This window comes from Halomonas sp. ML-15 (genome assembly GCF_014779595.1).
Taxonomy (GTDB): Bacteria; Pseudomonadota; Gammaproteobacteria; order Pseudomonadales; family Halomonadaceae; genus Franzmannia.
Genome location: NZ_JACXZT010000001.1, coordinates 160,723 through 181,186, shown reverse-complemented (window position 1 = coordinate 181,186; position 20,464 = coordinate 160,723). Strand labels below are relative to the sequence as shown.

General features: G+C 64.7%; 23 protein-coding genes. 10 read left to right on the top strand and 13 right to left on the bottom strand.

The window, feature by feature from the left end:
* Nucleotides 1-141 precede the first annotated feature (141 nt).
* The 9 genes from IEI94_RS00895 (at nt 142) to IEI94_RS00855 (ending at nt 6,997) form a co-directional block, all read left to right on the top strand.
* On the top strand, nt 142-786 hold the full coding sequence (locus tag IEI94_RS00895) for a TetR/AcrR family transcriptional regulator (protein WP_191164666.1): 645 nt from the start codon (nt 142-144) through the stop codon (nt 784-786).
* 107 nt (nt 787-893) lie between these two features.
* A complete protein-coding gene (locus IEI94_RS00890) occupies nt 894-1,616 on the top strand; it encodes a GntR family transcriptional regulator (RefSeq protein WP_191164665.1) in 723 nt (240 codons plus the stop codon).
* Nucleotides 1,617-1,620: 4 nt separating this feature from the next.
* Complete coding sequence (gene hrpB, locus IEI94_RS00885; RefSeq protein WP_191164663.1) at nt 1,621-4,065, top strand: ATP-dependent helicase HrpB; 2,445 nt, start codon at nt 1,621-1,623, stop codon at nt 4,063-4,065.
* A 136-nt stretch (nt 4,066-4,201) separates the two neighbouring features.
* The gene (locus IEI94_RS00880; protein WP_191164661.1) at nt 4,202-4,870 is read left to right on the top strand and encodes a Bax inhibitor-1/YccA family protein; all 669 of its coding nucleotides are present in this window, start codon (nt 4,202-4,204) and stop codon (nt 4,868-4,870) included.
* 102 nt (nt 4,871-4,972) lie between these two features.
* Nucleotides 4,973-5,365: a sulfurtransferase complex subunit TusD gene (tusD, locus tag IEI94_RS00875; RefSeq protein WP_191164659.1), complete on the top strand. Its 393-nt coding sequence runs from the start codon at nt 4,973-4,975 to the stop codon at nt 5,363-5,365.
* 7 nt (nt 5,366-5,372) lie between these two features.
* On the top strand, nt 5,373-5,753 hold the full coding sequence (gene tusC, locus IEI94_RS00870) for a sulfurtransferase complex subunit TusC (RefSeq protein ID WP_191164657.1): 381 nt from the start codon (nt 5,373-5,375) through the stop codon (nt 5,751-5,753).
* A 16-nt stretch (nt 5,754-5,769) separates the two neighbouring features.
* Nucleotides 5,770-6,060 (top strand): sulfurtransferase complex subunit TusB, encoded by a 291-nt coding sequence (gene tusB / locus IEI94_RS00865; RefSeq protein WP_191164656.1) that lies wholly within the window; start codon nt 5,770-5,772, stop codon nt 6,058-6,060.
* Nucleotides 6,060-6,413: a TusE/DsrC/DsvC family sulfur relay protein gene (locus tag IEI94_RS00860; protein WP_191164654.1), complete on the top strand. Its 354-nt coding sequence runs from the start codon at nt 6,060-6,062 to the stop codon at nt 6,411-6,413. Before tusB ends, IEI94_RS00860 begins: the two co-directional genes overlap by 1 nt.
* Nucleotides 6,414-6,418: 5 nt before the next feature.
* Nucleotides 6,419-6,997: an ACP phosphodiesterase gene (locus IEI94_RS00855; protein WP_191164652.1), complete on the top strand. Its 579-nt coding sequence runs from the start codon at nt 6,419-6,421 to the stop codon at nt 6,995-6,997.
* Here the strand turns inward: IEI94_RS00855 and glp are convergent.
* The 11 genes from glp to IEI94_RS00800 all read right to left on the bottom strand — a co-directional run bounded on the left by glp (nt 6,983) and on the right by IEI94_RS00800 (nt 17,769).
* The gene (gene glp / locus IEI94_RS00850; RefSeq protein WP_191164650.1) at nt 6,983-8,194 is read right to left on the bottom strand and encodes a gephyrin-like molybdotransferase Glp; all 1,212 of its coding nucleotides are present in this window, start codon (nt 8,192-8,194) and stop codon (nt 6,983-6,985) included. The genes IEI94_RS00855 and glp overlap by 15 nt on opposite strands.
* On the bottom strand, nt 8,187-8,717 hold the full coding sequence (gene moaB, locus IEI94_RS00845) for a molybdenum cofactor biosynthesis protein B (protein ID WP_191164648.1): 531 nt from the start codon (nt 8,715-8,717) through the stop codon (nt 8,187-8,189). The genes glp and moaB overlap by 8 nt, the downstream gene beginning before the upstream one ends.
* 3 nt (nt 8,718-8,720) lie before the next feature.
* Nucleotides 8,721-9,029 carry a DUF1244 domain-containing protein gene (locus tag IEI94_RS00840; RefSeq protein ID WP_191164646.1) on the bottom strand — a complete coding sequence of 103 codons (309 nt, stop codon included), beginning with the start codon at nt 9,027-9,029 and terminating at the stop codon, nt 8,721-8,723.
* A 277-nt stretch (nt 9,030-9,306) separates the two neighbouring features.
* Entirely contained in the window at nt 9,307-10,350 is a 1,044-nt protein-coding gene (locus IEI94_RS00835; RefSeq protein WP_191164644.1) for a formate dehydrogenase subunit gamma, read from the bottom strand.
* A gap of 11 nt (nt 10,351-10,361) precedes the next feature.
* Nucleotides 10,362-10,997, bottom strand: a complete 636-nt coding sequence (gene fdh3B, locus IEI94_RS00830; protein ID WP_191164642.1) for a formate dehydrogenase FDH3 subunit beta — start codon at nt 10,995-10,997, stop codon at nt 10,362-10,364.
* A 61-nt stretch (nt 10,998-11,058) separates the two neighbouring features.
* On the bottom strand, nt 11,059-13,911 hold the full coding sequence (locus tag IEI94_RS00825) for a molybdopterin-dependent oxidoreductase (protein ID WP_191164640.1): 2,853 nt from the start codon (nt 13,909-13,911) through the stop codon (nt 11,059-11,061).
* A gap of 35 nt (nt 13,912-13,946) precedes the next feature.
* Nucleotides 13,947-14,147, bottom strand: a complete 201-nt coding sequence (locus IEI94_RS00820) for a twin-arginine translocation pathway signal (protein ID WP_191164638.1) — start codon at nt 14,145-14,147, stop codon at nt 13,947-13,949.
* A 67-nt stretch (nt 14,148-14,214) separates the two neighbouring features.
* Complete coding sequence (locus tag IEI94_RS00815; RefSeq protein ID WP_191164636.1) at nt 14,215-14,841, bottom strand: molecular chaperone; 627 nt, start codon at nt 14,839-14,841, stop codon at nt 14,215-14,217.
* A 4-nt stretch (nt 14,842-14,845) separates the two neighbouring features.
* Nucleotides 14,846-16,543, bottom strand: coding sequence for a 4Fe-4S dicluster domain-containing protein (locus IEI94_RS00810; protein ID WP_191164634.1), 1,698 nt, complete (start codon nt 16,541-16,543; stop codon nt 14,846-14,848).
* Nucleotides 16,544-16,738: 195 nt separating this feature from the next.
* Nucleotides 16,739-17,344: a DUF3306 domain-containing protein gene (locus IEI94_RS00805; RefSeq protein ID WP_191164632.1), complete on the bottom strand. Its 606-nt coding sequence runs from the start codon at nt 17,342-17,344 to the stop codon at nt 16,739-16,741.
* Nucleotides 17,341-17,769: a DUF3305 domain-containing protein gene (locus tag IEI94_RS00800; protein ID WP_191164630.1), complete on the bottom strand. Its 429-nt coding sequence runs from the start codon at nt 17,767-17,769 to the stop codon at nt 17,341-17,343. The genes IEI94_RS00805 and IEI94_RS00800 overlap by 4 nt, the downstream gene beginning before the upstream one ends.
* 100 nt (nt 17,770-17,869) lie before the next feature.
* On the opposite strand from IEI94_RS00800, the gene IEI94_RS00795 reads away from it, so the two are divergent.
* On the top strand, nt 17,870-18,718 hold the full coding sequence (locus IEI94_RS00795; protein ID WP_191164628.1) for a formate dehydrogenase accessory sulfurtransferase FdhD: 849 nt from the start codon (nt 17,870-17,872) through the stop codon (nt 18,716-18,718).
* 6 nt (nt 18,719-18,724) lie between these two features.
* Here IEI94_RS00795 and IEI94_RS00790 read toward each other — a convergent pair whose 3' ends face one another.
* On the bottom strand, nt 18,725-19,357 hold the full coding sequence (locus IEI94_RS00790; protein WP_191164626.1) for a helix-turn-helix domain-containing protein: 633 nt from the start codon (nt 19,355-19,357) through the stop codon (nt 18,725-18,727).
* A 99-nt stretch (nt 19,358-19,456) separates the two neighbouring features.
* Nucleotides 19,457-20,395, bottom strand: a complete 939-nt coding sequence (locus tag IEI94_RS00785; protein WP_191164624.1) for a histone deacetylase family protein — start codon at nt 20,393-20,395, stop codon at nt 19,457-19,459.
* Nucleotides 20,396-20,464 lie beyond the last annotated feature (69 nt).

The window sequence follows — 20,464 nt, the reverse complement described above, 5'->3', positions numbered from 1 at the left end:
GCCCGTTCGAAGCATGCTCCTCACCCATGGCATAGAACCCCCTCTCCGATCTGTCCCCGGCGTCCCTCGCTATGTTCTCGGCATTGCAGGGCGGCAGCGCCTGCGGCAAGCTTGTGGGCTCCATTTGCAAGAGCTTGAGCCATGACCGCGACCTCTGTGGCCGAATCGACTGCCACCCGTCTGCGCAACGAGAAAGCCATCCTCGAGGCGGCCGAGCAGATATTCGCCCAGCACGGCTATCGTGGGGCCAGCGTTCAGGCCATCGCCGAAGCCGCCGGGCTGCCCAAATCCAATGTGCTCTATTACGTAGGCAGCAAGCAGAAACTCTACGTGACCCTGCTCGAACGCATGATGGCGCGCTGGAACGCGATGCTCGACGACATCAGCGTCGATGACGATCCCGCTGAAGTGCTCGAGGCGTTTATCCGCAGCAAGATGCAGCTGACCCGGGATCATCCCCGCGGCTCGAGGCTGTTCGCCGCGGAGGTGCTGGGCGGCGCCCCCTTCCTGCAGGAGTACCTGCGCGGCGAGCTGCGCGACTGGGTCGAGGCGCGGGCGCGGGTCTTCGAACAGTGGGCCGAGCGCGGTCTGATGGACCCTGTGGACCCTGTCTGGCTGATCTTCCTGATCTGGTCATCGACCCAGCACTACGCCGACTTCGAGGCCCAGGTGCTGGGTATTACCGATCGTACCCAGCTCAGCGAGGAGGACTACCAGCGGATCACCGAATTCCTGTGCACGGTGATTCTCAAAGGCTGTGGGGTTACCGCGCGCAGTCAAGGCTGACTTTGTATACAAATTGATGATGTAATGGTGGGCAGTCGTGTCGCATCATATCATGACGACATATTCACAATGCCTAGTGCATGGCCCACTAGTCGAGGACAACCCCCATGAGTAGCCGCTGGCAAGACGAGGTACTCGCCGATGTCGCATCGGGCGTCCGCATCAGTGACCAGCATATCGTCGAGCGCATCCGCCAGGCGGTGCTGATGCAGCGTCTGCCCCCCAACACCCGCCTGCCGGAAGTGGCGCTAGGCGAGATATTCGGCGTCAGCCGCTCGGTGGTGCGCAAGGCGCTGACGCGTCTCGCCTCCGATCACGTGATCACCCAGCAGCCCAATCAGGTGGCGAGAGTCAGTGCGCCCAGCGTCGAGGAGACTCGTGAAATATTCGCTGCGCGGCGTCTGGTCGAGGGAGAAGTGGTCGCGCTGCTGGCGGCCGATCGAGCTCCCGGCTGGAGCGCACGACTCGCCGAGCTCTGCGAAGCCGAGGCGGATGCCCACGCGCGCGGTGACGAGCCGCTGCGCATCGAGCACTCGCTGGCGCTGCACCATACCCTGGCCGAGCATTCGCCGAATCGCATCCTCGGGGCGATGCTCACCGACCTGATCCTGCGCACCTCTATCGTGATCGCCCTCTATAAACACGCTGGACTCGCCTCCTGCTACCTGGAAGGGGATCACCCGCGCCTGCGCGATGCGCTGATGGCGGGTGACAGCGAAACGGCCCGCGCCGCGATTCATCGCCACCTCGATAGCCTCGAGGGGCTGCTCGATCTGCGTCCGAAGGCGGCGCAGATCGATCTGGCGGCGATCTTCGGCCAGCCCGCCTGATCCTGTGGGCGCGCTACCGATCGAGGCGCGGCTACCGGATATCGTCGGCGCCCTGGATGAGTCGAACACGGCACTGCTGGTCGCCGAGCCCGGCGCCGGCAAGACCACCCGGGTTCCCCTGGCACTGCTCGAGAGCGACTGGTGCCGCCAGGGCAGACTCCTGCTGCTCGAACCGCGCCGAGTGGCCGCCAGGCTAGCGGCCCAGCACATGGCCGAGCAGCTCGGCGAAGCGGTAGGGGAGACGGTCGGCTATCGCATGCGCGGCGAGAGCCAGGTAGGGCCGCGTACGCGCCTCGAGGTGGTCACTCAGGGGGTGCTGACCCGGCAGATCCAGGCCGACCCGATGCTCGAGGGCGTGGCCGGTGTCCTCTTCGATGAATTCCATGAACGCAGCCTCGACGCCGATCTCGGCCTGGCATTGACGCTGGATGTACAGCAGGGCCTGCGCGACGACCTGCGGCTGTTGGTGATGTCGGCCACCCTCGACGTCTCAGCCCTCCAGGGACTGCTGGGCAGCGGAACGCCTCTTATCGAGTGCGCCGGGCGCAGCTATCCGGTGACCACCCGCTATCGTCCTCTGCGCGCCTCGAAGCACGCTCTCGACACGGCGCGTCAGCAGGCCGCGGTGGTGCATGAAGCGCTCGCCGCCGCAGCGGGCGACGTGCTGGTGATCCTGCCCGGCGTGGCGGAGATTCGTCGGCTTGCCAGCGTGCTTGCCGAGCGGGAAACCTCGCTGGCGGTGTTCGAACTCCACGGCCGGCTGACGCTGGAGGCGCAGCGCCGAGCGCTGCGGCCAGATCCCGAGGGGCGTCGGCGGGTGGTGCTGGCGACCGCCATCGCCGAGTCGAGCGTCACCGTGGATGGGGTGCGGGTGGTCATCGATGCCGGCCGCGAGCGGGTGCCGGTGTTTCAGCCGCGTATCGGCATGACGCGCCTGACCACCCGCCACGTCAACCGCGCCAGCGCCGACCAGCGCCGCGGTCGCGCGGGGCGGCAAGGCCCCGGTCTCTGCTATCGGCTATGGGCCGAGGAGCAGCCGCTGGTCCCCCACGCTGAACCCGAGATCCGCCAGGCCGATCTCTCCCCGCTGGCCTTCGAGCTGGCGCGCTGGGGCGTCAGCGACGCCGATACGCTGCGCTGGGTAACGCCGCCCCCGGTGGCGGCCCTCGCCGCGGCGCGGGATCTGCTGCAGCGGCTGGGGGTGCTCGATGGTCAGCACCATTTGAGCGCGCTTGGCCGTCGCTGTGTCCGCTGGCCGACCCATCCGCGTCTGGCCGTGATGCTGGAGTGCGCTGGCGAACGGCACTGCAGCGCCCTGGCCTGCGCGCTGATCGCGCTGCTGGAGAGCCGTGACGGCGAGCGAGAAGTGGACCTGGCGCGGAGCCTCGAGCAGCGTCTTGCGCGCCCCGATGAGCACCGCCAGTGGCATCGCGAGGCCAGGCGGCTGTGTCGCAGCGCGGGGGTAGCGCTGGCGGTGGATTCGCTGGAGGAGATCGGCGAGCTGCTGGCGCTGGCATTTCCCGAGCGCATCGCCCAGCAGCTGTCAGTGGGGCGCTTTCGGCTGGCCGGGGGCGGACAGGCGACGCTGTCCGATGGACACCCGCTGGCTCACGCCGAGCTGCTGGTGGCCGCCGAACTGGATGGTGACGCCACTGCTGCGAGGATCTACCGCGCCGCCACGATCAGTCAGGCGCGTCTCGAGGCTTGCTTTCCCTCGCTGAGGGAGTGGCAAGCCAAGGTCGAGTGGTCGGAGAGCGAAGGGCGTCTGATCGGCCAGGAGGTGCGTGCCATGGGGGCCCTGACGCTCGCGTCGCGACCGCTGATGTCGCTTCCTCCCGACGCGGTGCGGGAGGCGCTGCTGGCGGCTCTGCGGCGCAGCGACACCCTGACCTTCGATGAAGCGACCGACCAACTGCGGGGGCGGGTGGCGTTGGTGCGTCGTGAATTCGGCGACCCTTGGCCTGATTGGTCACAAGCGACGCTGCTCGAGACCCTTGAGATCTGGCTGGGGCCCTATCTGGATGGCATCACACGGCTCGATGCGGTTGCCCGGCTGCCGCTAGGACGCTACCTGCAGGATTCCCTTGACTGGGCGCTGCGCGAGCGGCTGGAGACGCTGGCCCCCGAGCGTATGACGCTTCCCAGCGGTAACACGGTACGACTCGACTACCGGCCCTGTCTGGATGGCGAGGACCCGCTGCTGGCCGCCAAGTTGCAGGAACTGTTCGGCTGGCAGTCGACCCCACGGCTGGTAGACGGTCGGGTGACGCCGCTGGTGCATCTGCTCTCCCCGGCGCGCCGCCCGTTGCAGGTGACGCGGGATCTTGCCAGTTTCTGGGCCAACGGCTATGTCGAGGTACGCAAGGACATGCGTGGGCGCTATCCCAAGCACCCATGGCCGGAAGACCCTCTGACCGCTGAGGCAACGGGGCGGACCAAACGCCGCTGAGCCGCGTTCGTCCAACTGCAGTGGAACTCCATATAGGCATTGATGATCATAGCGTTAACCGAAAGTCTTGCACCGATACGCGCGAGACGGCATCCTTGGTTCACGCAAGATCTACAATTTCAGGGAGCATTGATCGATGGCTTACCAAGAGTCGCATGTGACACAGCGCCAGGCGAGCGCTGTCAGCACCAACAAGGTGTTGCGAAATACCTACGCCTTGCTGGCCATGACCCTACTGTTCTCCGCTGTGACTGCCGGGGCCGCCATGGCCATGGGCGTCGAGCGGATGAACATCTTCGTGTTCTTCATCGGTGCCTACGGGCTGATGTTCCTGGTCCACAAGACCGCGAATTCGGCGACTGGCCTGCTGGCGACCTTCGCCTTCACCGGTTTCATGGGCTTCACCCTGGGGCCGATTCTCAGTGCCTATCTGGCGATGCCCAATGGCGCGGCGCTGATCATGAACGCGCTGGCGATGACCGGTGCCACCTTTATCGGTCTGTCTGCCGTGGCGCTGATCACCAAGAAGGATTTCAGCTTCCTCGGCAACTTCCTGCTGGCGGGTGCCATCGTGCTGATCCTCGCCATGGTGGCGGCACTGGTCTTCAACATCCCGACGCTGTCGCTGGCGGTTTCAGCAGGGTTCGTGCTGTTCGCTTCAGCGGCGATCCTGTTCCAGACCAGTGAGATCGTGCACCGCGCCGGCGAGACCAACTACATTCTCGCCACCATCACGCTGTACGTGTCGATCTACAACCTGTTCGTCAGCCTGCTGTCGATCCTCGGGATCATGAATAGCGACTGATTCAAAGGGTGTTCGAGAGTGCAGGCCCCGCCTAATCGGTGGGGCCTGCGTGTTTCAGGGCGAGGTCTTTGAGACATTGCAGTGGTGAGAGGAGTAAGTGGCATGCGCTACGCCTTGCTGGTTCAGGGTGGGCCCTACAGCGACCAGGCGGCGCACTCGGCGCTGCGCTTTGCCGAGGCCGTGGTCGCCCGCGGTCATCGCCTGGAGACGGTGTTCTTCTACCATGATGGGGTGTATAACGCGGCACGTCTCGCTGCACCGCCCCAGGATGAACCGCACTTGGTCGATCGTTTCCGCGCGTTGCACGATGATCACGGCACCCAGCTCAAGGTCTGCATTGCCGCCGGCTTGCGACGTGGCCTGCTGGATGAGCGCGAAGCGGCTCGCCACGGTAAGCAGGGCCACAGTCTCGAGGCGCCGTTCGAACTCACGGGGCTTGGCCAATTGATCGATGCCGGTCTCAGCCATGATCGACTCATCACCTTTTCTCCCTGAGGATGATATGCAGGACGACACTACCAAGGCGTCGAGCCAGGTTCTGGTGATACTGCGGCACGGGCCCCACGGCAGCAGTTGGCTGCGCGAGGGACTGGATGCGGCTCTGGTGGCCGCCGCCTTTGGCCGTGAGGTGACGCTGCTGTTCTACGGGGAGGGCGTCACTGCGCTGGTGGAGGGGCAAGGCGCAGGGCCCTTGGGGCAGAAGGGCACTCAGCCGACGCTGGAGATGCTCGCCATGTATGATATCGAGACACTGCTGGTCGACCAGCAGGCGCTGGATGAGCGCGGGCTCGCGGCGTCGGACCTGTTGCTGCCAGTGACGCCCCTGGCGCCGTCTCAACTGGCGGCAACGCTGGCGGAGCATGAGCTGGTACTGAATTTCTGATGGCGGGGAGGCTGTCATGATCCTGCACACCTTGAATCGTTCGCCCACCGAGAGCCGTGTCTATCGTCAGGCACTGGCGGCGATGGGACCCGATGATCGCTTGCTGCTGATTGAAGACGGCGTGCAGGGGGCACTCCCGTCGCTGGTGCGCCACTTCGGTGATGTGTCCGGCAGGGTGTTTGCGCTGCGCGAGGATCTCGAGGCGCGCGGCTTGGCTGGCCGCTGCGATGCCACGGTACTGGTTGTCGATGCCGATGGTTTCGTCACCCTGACAGAGGAAGCGGACAAGACGGTGAGCTGGTTCTAATGGCCTCTGCTGAAATATACCGTTATCTTGAGCTCCAAGAGCGCCAGGTGCCTCTCGACCCTGAAGGTTTCCTGATCCATCTCGATGACTGGTCGCCAGAGGTCGCCGAGGCGCTCGCGGCAGAAGAGGCGCGCACGCTCACCGAAGAACACTGGGAGGTGATCGAGGTGCTACGAGATTTCTATGCCCGTTACGAGGCCTCACCGGCGATGCGCCCGCTGGTCAAGGCGGTGGGGCAGGCGCTGGGGCCGGAGAAGGGCAAGTCGCTGCACCTGATGCGCCTGTTTCCGGATAGCCCGGCCAAGGTTGGCGCACGACTGGCCGGGCTACCCAAGCCCGCCAACTGTCTATAGCGCCGATGAACTTCCTTGCCCATGCCTGGCTGGCACGCCATGGCAGCGACGACTTCCTTTACGGCAATCTGATCGCCGATGGCGTCAAGGGCAGCGACCTGTCCGACTGGTCCGCTGCCACGGCGGCAGGCATTCGCCATCACCGCCGCGTCGATGCCTGGGTCGATCGCCATCCACAGGTACTGGCGGCTCGCCACCGCGCGCCGCGCGCTCAGCGGCGCTATGCCGGCATTGCCCTGGATCTGGTGTGGGATCACTTCCTGGCGCGTGACACCGCACCACTGGCCGAGCAGCAGCAGCTGGTGGAGCGCTGCTATCGTCTGCTCTCGGCGCGTTCGGCACCGGCTCGCCTGGCGACCATGGTGCCGCCGCTGGTGGCCAATGACTGGCTGCGTGGCTATGCCGACTTTGACTTTACCTGCCGCGCAGTGGCCGGCATTGGGCGACGCCTGTCAGGGCCCAACCGGCTCGCCGAGCTGGTGCCCTGGCTCCATGGCGACTATCCGGCGCTGGAACAAGATTTCCGTCAGCTATGGCCCGCCGCGCATCAGGTGCTGGCCAGCGATGGATCACCCCAGCCATAGGCAGTCGATCGCATCCCCTCTGCGGACCTCACTGTATGGCGGAATCACCGCCAGCGCATTAGCCTGCACGCAGGAGGACAGCACCCCGGAATTTTGATCACGAAAGGCCTGGGCCGTGATGCCTTCTGCGGAAAAGGTCAGCGCCACCCGCATATAGTGCTGGCGGGCCTGGGTGGTGGCGGCGAAATCGGCTCGAGCATGCAGGCGAGGCAGCTCGGCAAGCGCTGGGCAGCCCAGCAGCGCACCGACCAGCGGGCGCAGGAACAGCCAGGCGCCGACAAATCCTGACACCGGGTTACCGGGCAGCCCGACGAAGCGCGCCGCGCTGCCGTCAGCTCGCGGTAGGCGGCCCAGTGCCAGCGGCTTGCCGGGACGGATTGCAAGGCGCCACAGGTCGAGCTCGCCGAGCTGCGTCAGCGCCGCCTTGACGTGATCCTCCTCGCCGACGCTAACGCCACCGGTGGTTATCACCACATCGGCTTGAGCGGCCTCCACCAAGCAACGTCGGGTACTCTCGAGGTCGTCGGCCACGCGCGTGGCCATCACCACCTCGGCACCAAACTGCTCGAGGAGCTGGCGCAGCATCGGCCGGTTGGAGTTATAGATCTGCCCCGGGGCCAGCGGCTGGCCGGGATCGATGATCTCGTCACCGGTGGAGAGCAGGGCGACCCTGGGCCGGCGCGTCACGCTCACCTCGGTGAACCCCTGGCCGGCAAGGTGGCCGAGCGCTGCGGCATTGAGGATCTGGCCGGCGTCGAGCAGCAGCTCGCCGGCGCTGACGTCGCGGCCGCGACGGCGCAAGTTGTCACCGGCCGGGATATCCCCGGGTATCAGTGCCCGTTCTCCGTCCAGCTCAACGCGCTCCTGCATCACCACGCTGTCTGCCCCCGGCGGCATCTCGCCGCCGGTGAAGATGCGTGCGCAGCTGCCTGGCGTGAGCGGCTTGGCCGCTTGTCCCGCGGCGATGCGCTGGGTGACCGGTAGCCACTGACCGGCGTCTCGGCTATTCAGCGCATAGCCGTCCATGGCGCTGTTGTCGAAGGGGGGCACATCGAGGCGGGCGCTGACGGCGCTGGCCAGTACCCGTCCGCCGGCCGCGTCGAGCGGAAGAGTCTCTGCGGGTAGCCTGGCTACGCCGTCGAGCAGGGCATCCAGCGCGGCCTGTATGGACTGCAGGGCGTCGGCTTGCTCAGCCATGGGTGCCACGCTCCGGGATCACCAGATTGGCGAAGTTGCACGGCTTGTGGCGGCTATCCAGCTGCTCCAGAAGGATGCCATCCCAGGCCGTACGACAGGCGCCGGTGGAGCCGGGCAGGCAGAACACCACGGTAGCGTTGGCCAGACCACCCAGACAGCGGCTCTGAATGGTCGAGCTGCCGACCTCCTGGAAGGAGAGCTGGCGGAACAGCTCGCCGAAGCCTTCGATGGGCTTGTCGAGCAGTACACGAACCGCTTCGGGGGTGGAGTCGCGCCCGGTGAAGCCGGTACCGCCGGTGGTCAACACCACCTGCACGGCAGGGTCGGCGATCCAGGCGGCGACCTGGGCGCGGATGCGGTAGACGTCATCGATCACGATGCGCTTGTCGGCCAGGCGGTGGCCGGCCTCTATGAGTCGCTCCACCAGCGCCTGGCCGCTGCGGTCGGTCTCTTCTGTGCGGGTATCGGAAACGGTCATCACCGCGACGTTGAGGGGTATCAGTTCACCACGCTCGTCACTCATGGCTCAGCCCTTGTCCGAGTGGCGCGCCTCGAGGGCGGCGAGTTGTTCAGGGCTGGCCGGCGTCTGGTGCTTCTCCTTCCACTCCTGGTAGGGCATGCGGTAGACGTACTCGCGGGCGGCGTCGAGGTCGAGTGGCACATCGCGCTCGTCGGCGGCGTTGACCAGCCACTTGGAGAAGCAGTTGCGGCAGAAGCCGGCGAGCACCATCAGGTCGATATTCTGCACTTCCTTATGCTCGTCGAGGTGGTTGAGCAGGCGCCGAAAGGCGGCGGCTTCGAGTTCGGTACGGGTGGCGTCGTCGAGATGTTGCATGGGGTGTTCCTTGTGACAGGGCCGGTATGGTGCCGGCAGGGACGTTTGGGGCTTAGCATAACAAAAGACACCGCCCGTAGGCGGTGTCCGCTGGTCTCTCATCATCGCCACTGTAGACAGTAGCGCCGCTCGGGACTGATCCGCCGACAGGTCTGCGAGGAGGCGCTGTGAACCCGTCCCTGGGCGCTACCTACGCCATCCATGGCGTAGAACCTCCTCTGCGACCTGTCGCCGGCGTCCCTCGCTCTAGGTAGGCCAGGGCTAATCAGACGGAGTGTTAACCAGGCTGACTGGGCGCCGGTTTTTCACCGCCGTCGCTGGTCGACTGATCGAGGGTCTCGGCATCCACCGCCTGATCCTTGACCTCGTCGTACCACAGGTTGTGGTGCTCCTTGGCCCAGGCTTCATCGACATAGCCGGTCTTCATGCCCTCCAGAGAGCCTTCGGTACCCACCGTGCCGATATAGATATGGCCCATCGCTACTGCGGTGAGGCCGAGGGCCGCCACCGCATGGATAACGTTGGCCCACATCATGGTGTCACGGGACTGGTCGAAGTTGGGGAAGTTGAGCACCAGGCCGCTGATGATCACCGCCACACCGGCAGTGGCCAGCAGCCAGTACCAGACCTTCTCGCCGGCGTTGGCGAAGCCGGCATCGGGATGCCCCTTGCCGATCAGCCCACCGCCTTTCTTGAACCAGGCCAGGTCGTGTTTCTTCGGCAGATTGTGCTTCAGGAACTTGGCCAGGATGATCAGCAGCAGGATCCCGAACAGCGGTCCCAGGTAGTTGTGCGAGACCTTGGAAGCCGAGATCATCGCGCCCCACACGGCATCGCCGAACAGCGACCGGAACACATACTTGCCGTAGAGGATATTGAGCCCCGACAGCGCCAGGATGATGAACAGCGAGGCCACGCTCCAGTGCAGCGTGCGCTCGACTGCCGACCAGCGGAACAGCTTGCGTCCGGTCGGCCGTTCATCGAGGTTCTTGCGGCCGAAGATCACGTAGAACAGGGCGATCATGACGATCATCCCGCCCATGGCGATCAGGCCGAAGGGGGTGACCCAGTGGTTACGAATCTCCCGCCAGGTCTGACCGGCGGCGTTGATCAGGTTGTAGTTGGAGTCATGGCGCGTGTCACGGTAATTGGCATCGACCTCACCGCTTCTGACCTGTCGCCAGATGTCAGAATCAGCGGTCCCTACCGAGGTAGAGATCTCCCGGTTGGGGTCGGCCGACTGGGCCACGGCCTGACTGCCGACGCCAAGCGTCAGCAGGGTCATCAGCAGCACGATGCAGGCATGTCTGAGCAGGGACATGGGCGGCCTCCTTACCCTTGGCGGGTGGCGTCGTAGGCCAGGTTGTCCATCTGCGCCGCAGCCGTGTCGGGTCCCTGGCGGTTGACCTCGGACCAGGCACCGTCTTCGTGACCGCGCTGAACCACGCGCTGACGGAAGATATCGGCAACGGTTTGCGCATCGCCGGCCAGCAGCGCCTTGGTCGAGCACATCTCGGCACACAGCGGCAGCTTGCCTTCCGCGATACGGTTGGCGCCGTACTTTTCGTACTCTTCCTCCTTGGAGTCGGCGGGGCCGCCGGCACAGAAGGTGCACTTGTCCATCTTGCCGCGCTCGCCGAAGGCGTTCTGCTTGGGAAACTGCGGGGCGCCAAACGGGCAGGCGTAGAGGCAGTAACCGCAGCCAATACACAGGTCCTTGTCGTGCAGCACGATACCGTCATCGGTCTTGTAGAAGCAGTCGGTAGGGCAGACCGCCATGCACGGCGCATCGTCACAGTGCATGCAGGCCACCGAGATCGACACCTCGGTAGGCTCGCCGTCGTTGAGGGTCACCACGCGGCGGCGCTGAATGCCCCACTCCACGTCGTTGGCGTTCTTGCAGGCGGTGACGCAGCCGTTGCAGTCGATGCAGCGTTCGGCGTCACACATGAATTTCATCTGGGCCATGTTGTTCTCCTATACCGGCGCGGCTAGCCAGCCGCACCGTCAAGCGGTCAGGGTCGCGATGTCAGGCGCGTTCGATCCGGCAGATGGTGCACTTGGTTTCCTGCATCAGTGTCACCGGGTCGTAGCCGTAAGTGGTGGCGGTATTGGCCGCCTCACCGATCACATAGGGGTCGGCGCCGTCGGGATAGCGATCGCGCAGGCTCTCGCCCTGGAACATGCCGCCGAAGTGGAACGGCATGAAGGCGACATTGCGATCGACCCGCCGGGTGACCATCGCCTTGACCTTGACGCGCCCGCCTTCGGCGCCTTCGACCCAGACCTCGTCGCCGTCGCTGATGCCGATATCGTTGGCGTTGGCCGGATTGATCTCGACGAACATCTCCTGCTGAAGCTCGGCGAGCCACGACATCGAGCGCGTCTCTTCGCCACCGCCCTCGTATTCGACCAGACGACCGGAGGTCAGAATGATCGGGTAGTCGCTGGAGTTGTCGCGATCCTGAATGGTCTTGTAGAGCGTCGGCAGTCGCATGATCGAGTCGAAGTCGTCCCAGGTCGGGAAGCGTTCCACCAGATCGCGGCGCGTGGTGTAGAGCGGCTCGCGGTGCTTTGGCACCTCGTCGGGGAAGGTCCAGACCACGGCGCGTGCCTTGGCATTGCCGTAGGGCGCGCAGCCGTGCTCGATGGCGACGCGCTGGATACCGCCGGAGAAGTCGGTCTTCCAGTTCTCACCCTCGGCGGCTTCTTTCTCCTCGTCGGTCAGGTCGTCCCACCAGCCGAGATCCTTGAGCATCTGAGCGGTGAACTCGGGATAGCCGTCGGTGAGGTCCGACTCTACTGGCGCCGATCCCTCGGCCAGCATGTTCACGCCGTTGCGCTCGATGCCGAAGCGGGCGCGGAAGCCCATGCCGCCTTCCTTGACCGGTACGCTGGTGTCGTAAAGGTTGGGGGAGCCGGGGTGGCGGAACTCCGGGGTGCCCCAGCACGGCCAGGGCAGACCGTAGTAGTCGCCGTCTGCAGGGCCGCCTTCGGCGCGCAGGTTACTGAAGCTGAAGGTGTGCCAGTTCTGCTGATGCTCCTTGAGACGCTCAGGACTCTGGCCGGTATAGCCGACGGTCCACATGCCACGGTTGATCTCGCGCAGGATATCCTCGATCAGCGGCTCGTCGCCGTTCATCTCGATATGCTTGACGAACTCATCGCCGAAGCCGAGCTTGCGGGCGAAGCGGTACATGATCTCGTGGTCGGGCTTGGCCTCGAACAGCGGCTCGATCACCTTGTCGCGCCACTGCAGCGAGCGGTTGGTGGCGGTCACGCTGCCGGTGGTCTCGAACTGAGTGGCGGCGGGCAGCAGGTAGACGCCGTCGCTGCGGTCGTGCATGACAGCGGCAACGGTGGGGTAAGGGTCGACGATGACCATCATCTCGAGCTTCTGCATCGCCTGCTGCATTTCCGGCCCGCGGGTCTGGGAGTTGACCGCATGGCCCCAGTAGAACATCGCCTTGAGCGCGGTGCGCTGGGAGATGTTGTCCTCCTCCTCGAGCACGCCGTCGACCCAGCGGGAGACGGTGATGCCGCTGGTGTACATCGGCTTGCCGTCGGCATACTCGGTGTCGTCGAAACGCTCCTTGAGCCACTCATAGTCGACGTCCCAGACCTTGGCCCAGTGCTGCCAGGCGCCTTCGGCCAGGCCGTAGTAGCCGGGCAGCGAGTCGGAGCCGAGGCCCAGGTCGGTAGCGCCCTGAACGTTATCGTGGCCGCGCAGGATGTTGGCGCCGCCACCGGACTTGCCGATATTGCCCAGCGCCAGCTCGAGGATGCAGTAGGCGCGGGTATTGTTGTTGCCGGTGGTGTGCTGGGTGCCGCCCATGCACCACACGACGCAGCCCGGACGGCTGTCGGAGAGGCGTTTGGCGGTGTCGTACATGGCGCTTTCCGGCACGCCGGTGACATCTTCGACTACCTCGGGGGTGAACTGGGCGACTTCGGCGCGCACGTCCTCCATGCCGTAGACGCGCTGGGCGATATACTCGCTATCTTCCCAGCCGTTCTCGAAGATGTGCCACAGCAGCCCCCAGATGAAGGCCACGTCGGAGCCGGGGCGCAGGCGAACGTACTTGTTGGCCTTGGCCGCGGTACGAGTGAAGCGCGGGTCGGCGACGATGATGTCGCAGTTGTTCTTTTCCTTGGCCATCAGGATGTGCTGCATGGCCACCGGATGCGCTTCGGAGGGGTTGGAGCCGATGAACAGGATCGAACGACTGTTCTGCATGTCGTTGAGCGAGTTGGTCATCGCACCGTAGCCCCAGGTGTTGGCTACCCCGGCGACAGTGGTGGAGTGACAGATTCGCGCCTGGTGGTCGGTGTTGTTGGTGCCCCACATCGAGGCCAGCTTGCGCATGAAGTAGGCCTGTTCATTATTGAACTTGGCCGACCCCAGCCAGTAGACGCTGTCCGGGCCGTGCTCCTCGCGCAACTCGAGCAGCTTGTCGCCGATCTCCTCGATGGCGTCGTCCCAGCTCATGCGCTCCCACTCGCCGTTGACCAGCTTCATGGGGTATTTGAGGCGGCGGGTGGAGTGCCCGTGTTGGCGCAGCGACGCACCCTTGGCGCAGTGCGCGCCGCGATTGATCGGGTGGTCGAAGGCGGGCTCCTGCTTGGTCCAGATGCCTTCCTGAACCTCGGCGTAGACGCCGCAGCCTACTGAACAGTGCGTACAGATCGTACGTTTGGTTTCCACCGGTGCATCGGATACCGGTGTCTTGCCGCTGGCCTCGGCCGGCCGCAGCATGCCGTTGCCCATGAACCCCGCGGCGGCGAGGCCACCGGTGGTCGCACCGCTACGCTTCAGGAACTGGCGGCGGGAGATGCCCAGCCCCGGGATGGCGGAAGTGGAGGCTTTTTTTGTCAAGCGCATCGAGTCATTCCTCTTGGCCGTTAACCGCGAAGGCGTCAGTCACGCAGCGTGGCGTAGAAGGCGCGGATATGGTCGGTTTCCTGGTAGCGCAGCGGCGCGTCCTGGGTCTTGCTTGCGGGATTGTCGGCTTGGACCAGCGTGACATTGCCTATTACGGCAGCGGTACCGGCAGCGGCGCCGCCGATGCCCATCACACGCAGAAAACGACGCCGCTGTGGGTTGTGTTGGTCAGGCATGTTTGTCTCTCCTCATGAATTCTTAATTATTAAACAGCGTAGCGGGTCTACCGCTGGTATCCATACCTCAGGTGGGCGCTGGATCAACGATCCTTACCGCACTGAGAGCGGCGTCGTGTCGCTCTGTCTCCATGTTCAGAAACACCTGGCCAAGCTGCCCGACAGTGGCATAGAACGGAGTGTCCACTGCCGCCAGGTCGCCCATGCAGCGCTGGCTCCAACTGGCCAGATGCTGATTGAAGAAGGTGGCCTGCCGCTCCGAGGCCTTTTCGATCAGCCACGCCATGGCGTCACATAGCGCGGCCAGGTGATCTTCGGGCTCCTTGACCGCCGGGTCGCGCTCCAGTCCCAGTTGGCGCAGGTCGCGGCGCACCGCGACCACCGGCTCATCCATCAGGTGGCCGTGCAGATACCAGGAAGCGTAGGGCACGATCTCGCCCTGGATCACACCGATCAGATGACGGAAGTGGGCGCGCTTAAGTGTCTCGACATCGGCTTCGCTGGCGCAGCGGGATAGCGTCTGCCAGGCGTGACTCAATGGGCTGTCATCCGGATCTGCCTCGAGTTCGGCGAGAAACGTCAGCAGCTCATGGTCTGGCGGCGAGGTCAGCAGGCGCCCCAACAGGCGGTAGATATCGGCACGCAGGGCATCGCTGTCGTCCAGGGCGATGGGGGTATCAATGGCCTGGGTCATGGCGTCACACCTTCAGCTGAGCGTTGGGGTTGCGAGCCAGTTCGTGCCATACGTCCTTGACCCGGCAGTCCTCGCACATCTCGAGGCGCGCCATGGCATCGCCGGCAAAGTAGGGGTGGTCCGCCAGCTTGGCCTTGATGCTGGCGATGGTGCTGGCGGTAGCGAAAGGCTTGCCGCAGCTGATGCACTCGAATGGCGCCTCCTGCTTGCAGATCACGCGCTCACTGCGCTGTTCACTGGCCATGAAGCCCGGCGCCAGGGCGATAGCGTTCTCCGGGCAGGCGCTGTCGCAGAGGCCACACTGCACGCAGTCGGCTTCGCGAAAGCTGAGCTGTGGCTGGCTCTCGCCTCCGGCCAGCGCCGTAGTGGGGCAGACTGCGACACAGCTCATGCACAGCGTACAAGCGGCAGTGTCTACCACCAGACCGCCAAAGGGCGCATTGGCCGGCAGAGCATGGCGTTCGCCTGTTGGCTCGCCATGTTGCGCCAGCCAGTCGAGAGTGGCGTTAAGACGCTCACGCTTGCCCCCCGTAGGCGATGGAGCGACGGCCAGCGCGGGCAGATGGGGCAGCGGCTCGCTTGCCAGCTCGGCGCTGGCGTCGTGCAGCAGGATGCGCTGTGGGTCATGCCCCAGGGCCTCGAGGATAGCCTGGGCCTGATGCAGCTGGTCGTCGATCTGTGCGGCCATGCGGGCTGGCAGCACGGCGGGACGCAATACGCGTACTTCGCAGGCGCCCTGGGCCAGTGCTGCCAGCCAGTCGTCGAGCCCCGCCGCGCCGACTTCCTCGAGAGGTACGTCTAGCAGGTTCCCGGCAGGAGCTGCTTGCTCGTCCAGCGTCGCGCGGTCAGCGAAACGAACGACCGGCAGCTGGCCGTCGGCTTCTCGATAGGCCGCCAGCAGGCGAGCGACGTAATCCTGCTGCGCCTGAGGCTGCGGCAGCCGGTACTGGATAGCGCCGGTAGGGCAGGCGGCCGTGCAGCTTCCGGCACCGTGACAGCGGAAGGGGTCAATCTCGATCCACGCCTCGATGCGCTTCTGCTGGCTGACGATGGCGTCGGCGGGGCATGCCTCCAGGCAACGAGTGCAGCCCGGTTGACCGCGGCCGGCGTGGGCACAGAGGTCGTGATCGATATGGAAGTACTTGGGTTTGTCGAACTCGCCGACCATCTCGGGCAGGGCGGCCAGCGCCTCTGCAAAGGCGGGGGTGTCGGGTCGCGCGGCCAGATAGCCTGGCGGCGGAAGCTCCAGCGTCAAGCAAGGCGCGTCGCCGAGGTCGAGCACCAGGTCGAAGTGGGGGCGCGTCAGGCTCGCCTTGGCGAGATCGATCGAGTCATCGGCGCTTTCCAGCACTACGCTGAAGCGCCCAAGGTAACCGCTGATAGTGAGGGACTGCTTGGTGAGGTCGGCCCGCTGGCAGATCACGCCGTCAGGCAGTTCAGTGAGGGAAGTCGACGATTTGCCGGCGGCATCGACCATCAGGGTAATGCTGCGCAAACCGTCATCATGGAGATGCGGCGTCAGGGCATCACAGGCATGGCGGCAGGCGTCAGCCTGGCCAATGACTAGCAGATGCCCTTGGCTCTGATAGCTGACGTTGGCCGGTGTCAGGTTGGTCGGCCAGGAGACGCGAGCCAATGCGGCGGACTGAGCCTGCCGATTGTGCTGCGCGTCGAGCTGAGTCAGCGCGATGCGTTGTGTCATGGTCTCTCATCGTCAGGTCGGTCATGAAGCGGCGTCATGGCACCGCTTTCGTGGTATTGCTGATTAAGCTACGCCTTTTTTATTAGCGCACTCATTATAATAGTAGATGAATGCATTACCGCTAGTGTCGACGCCTGTGTACAGCGTCGCCAATGCCTCATTAGTCTATGCGTAGTTGACTCAGCAGCAGCACTTTCAACGCTCCCCCTCGGGGGGCGGTTCAACGCTGCTGTCTTGTTGCCGAGAAGGGGCAGGATTCGCTGCTGCATCGTCGCCTTGGGTATCCTCCTCGGAGTGCGCCGATGCGCTGCTGATGGGAGAGTCCGCAGACGCTTCATCGGGCTCCTCCAGTTTGTCGAGCAGTTTCTTGCCCCATTGACGCACGGTTTCACTGGTCTCGGTGGTCATCTTGCGCATCTGGGAGTAGTCCAGATCATAGTCATCCAGCCCATCGCGCACATTGTAGTTTCCGGTGGCCCACAGGCGGCGCAGGGCCCGGTTCTTGAGTGCGCTACTCACGCCGGGCACCAGGTAGGCCTTGAAGTCACTGCCGGGCCCCAGAGTGTCGGGGTCGGGCAGGCTGTCGTCGAGGCTGCCTTCGGCAGGGGGGGCCACGGGGCTTGCCGTGGCTTCATCGGGAGCGTCCTGGGCACTGCTGTGTGCGGTGGGTGCGCTGTGCGCCGCGGCTTCGCTTGTCTCAACGGCCTGCCGCGGGGACTCGGACAGGGGGGCATCTTCGCTCTCCGGTTGCTCGACAGGCAGTCCACGTTTGCGACGCGACCAGAGCTCGAAACGGTTCATGTCTGATCCTCCCGGGCGCGGCCCGCACCCTTGCGCTTCTTCTTGCGCCCCTCGGCCGGTGCTTCACCGTGGCGTGCCAGGTAGGCTTCAAGCCATACCTGAATGGCCATCGGCATGGCGGCTTCCAGCACTTGCTGCTCACCGTCCATCCAGCCCGCCGCAACGTCCTGACTGGCAGTTATCGCGGTGGGTTGCGGATGTTCTCCGGAAAATCCGCAGCGCACGAAAAGTCTCGGTTCGCTGGAACCGAGGTTGAAGCGGTACGCGGCACGTTCGGTCATGTAGAGCTGCAGGTCGAGCACATGGGGCCCTAGATTACCCGGCGACAGGGCGGCGATGCGCCACTGCATGCGGGTGAATCCCTTGACGGTCTTGTTCTCGCCGGCAAGTGCCAGGCTCAGCTGGCGTAGACTGGAAGTCGACATGATGGCTCCGCTTAACGCTGTCGGTCGGATGACTGAAGACAGTAAGCGACAGCAGTGCCATCATGGTCAAGCTATTGACCCGCTTGGAGAAGCCCACGACATGACCGCCATCAGCCTGAGCCGGGCACGGCTACCCACCACTCTCGAGATCGACGTCGTCGACGAGTTCGGCGATTCGCGCCGTCAGGCGATCGCCGCCGAGCGGGCGCTGACGGTCTATCTCAACAAACGCGAGATCGTCACGCTGATGACGCTGGGGGCCGAGCCGGAGGCGCTGGTGGTGGGCTATCTGCGCAATCAGGGGCTGCTGGGGTCGCGGGAGGACCTGATTGCCGTACACGTCGACTGGGAGGTCGAATCGGCAGCAGTGGTCACCCGACGGCTGCCGGAGGATCTCGAGGAGCGGCTGGGCCAGCGCACGGTCACCACCGGCTGCGGGCAGGGCACGGTATTCGGGCGTTTGCTGGATGCCACGGCCCTGGCGCCGCTGCCCGAGACGTCGCTGGCCCAGTCGACGCTGGGCCGCATGCTGCACCACCTTGGTGCCTACAACGAGACCTACCGCAGCGCTGGAGCGGTGCATGGCTGCGCGCTCTGTCATCAGGATCGGGTCGTGGATTTCGTCGAGGACGTAGGGCGCCACAATGCGGTCGATACGCTCGCCGGACGACAGTGGTTGGAGGAGACAGAGGCCGCGGATGCCGACATCTTCTATACCACCGGCCGACTCACCTCGGAGATGGTGCTCAAGGTCGCGCAGATGGGCATCAGCGTGCTGGTGTCGCGTTCGGGGGTGACCCAGAAGGGCGTCGAACTGGCGCAACGCTTTGGCGTATTGCTGATCGCGCGGGCCAAGGGGCGGCACTTTCAGGCGATCAATGCGGCGGGGCGGCTGGTGCTCGACGACATCCCGCCGCGTCGTCCCGGTGATCAGCGCCGCTCGTCGTGACGCGGTTCAGCTGCTCTCGGCGCGGGTGCATACCGACAGCACCACCGCATCCTCGTCGCTGACCGAGACCAGCGCATGGCCCATGTCGCTATCGAAGTAGATGCTATCGCCGCGGGTCAGGTGCAGCGGCTCGTAGAACTCGGTAAAGAGATGAATATCGCCGTCGAGCACGATCAGAAACTCTTCGCCATCATGCCGCACCCACTCGCTGAACTCATCGAAGCCACGCGCACGCACAATGGTCTTGAAGGGGATCATGCGCTTCTGCGCCAACTGCCACGACAGCAACTCATGCTCATAGGTGGGGGTGGGGTGTCGCTGGCCTTCGCCGACCCGGGTCAAGTCGCGACGCCCCAGCGTGCGGCTCTGGGGCTTGGGGGGGCTGAGCAGCTGTGGCAGATCGATGCCGAGACCGCCGATCAGCTTCTGCACCGCGGTGAAGGTCGGTGAGATCTGGTCGTTCTCGATCTTCGACAGCGTCGAACGGGCCAGCCCAGTGCGTTGACTGACGTCCTCGAGCGTCCAGTGGTTGGCAAGGCGTATCTCCTTGAGCCGCTCGCCAAGGCGCAGCGGCTCAACGAACGGTTTACGACCGGAGGCGATGCGCAGGGCGGCGTCTTGATCGGTGGTGGCGCTCATGGGGGTGTTCACTATTGGAAAATTAATTTCCCGAAGCATACCACAGGCGTGTCTTGACCGTTTGGCCAGGGGCGTCGCTGGCCTGCCCCGCAGCGCCGCTCACAGCGTCCAGGGTTGGCCGAGCAGAGCCTTGACGTGAGCCTCGGCGCAGCGCCCCAGGGTGTCGGGGTCATAGCCCCCCTCGAGCACCGATACCAGGCGATTGTCGGCGTAGAGGGCGGCGATCTCCATGGCCAGCCGGGTGACCCAGTGGTAGTCCGCATCTTCCAGGTTGAGTTCGGCCATGGGGTCGTCTCGATGAGCGTCGAAGCCCGACGAGAGCAGCACCAGGTCAGGTTTGAAGCGGTGCAAGGCAGGCAACCAGTCATCCTCGATGGCCTTACGGAAGGCGGCACTGTCGCAGCCCGCCTCGAGGGGGGTATTGATGACGTTGTGGCTGTCACTGCGCAGATAGCGCCAGGGATAGAAGGGGTACTGAAAGCTGGTACAGATCAGCACCTCCGGGTCATCCTTGAAGATATCGATGGTGCCGTTGCACTGGTGTACATCAAAGTCGAGTATGGCGATACGTCGGGCGCCGTATGTTTCCCGGGCATGCGCGGCTCCCACCGCAATATTGTTATAAAAACAGAAGCCCATGGCATCACAGGCTTCGGCGTGATGCCCCGGTGGACGCACCGCGCAGAACACGTTGTCGGCCTGCTGGCGATACACCTGGTCGACGCCGCGCACCACGGCGCCGGCGGCCACCCGCGCCGCATCGAGGCTATAGCGGTTCATCAGGGTGTCACCGTCATCGATGGTCACCATGCCCTCATTCGGCACGCATTTGTCGAGGGCATGCAGATGGCGCGCCGGATGCACCCGCAGCAGCTGCTCGTCGGTGGCCGGTTTGGCTTCCGACTGCATGGTCTGCTGAAGCACGCCAGCCAGCGCCAGGCGCGCGCGGATGGCTTCCAGGCGCAGCGGGCTTTCGGGATGCTGCGGTCCCATATGGTGATCCATGCAGCGAGGGTGAGTGATATAGGCGGTGATCATTGCAGGCTCCGCAGGGGATGCTGCGACCATAATCGGCTTGAGGCCTTGCAGGACAGTGTCAATAAGTCG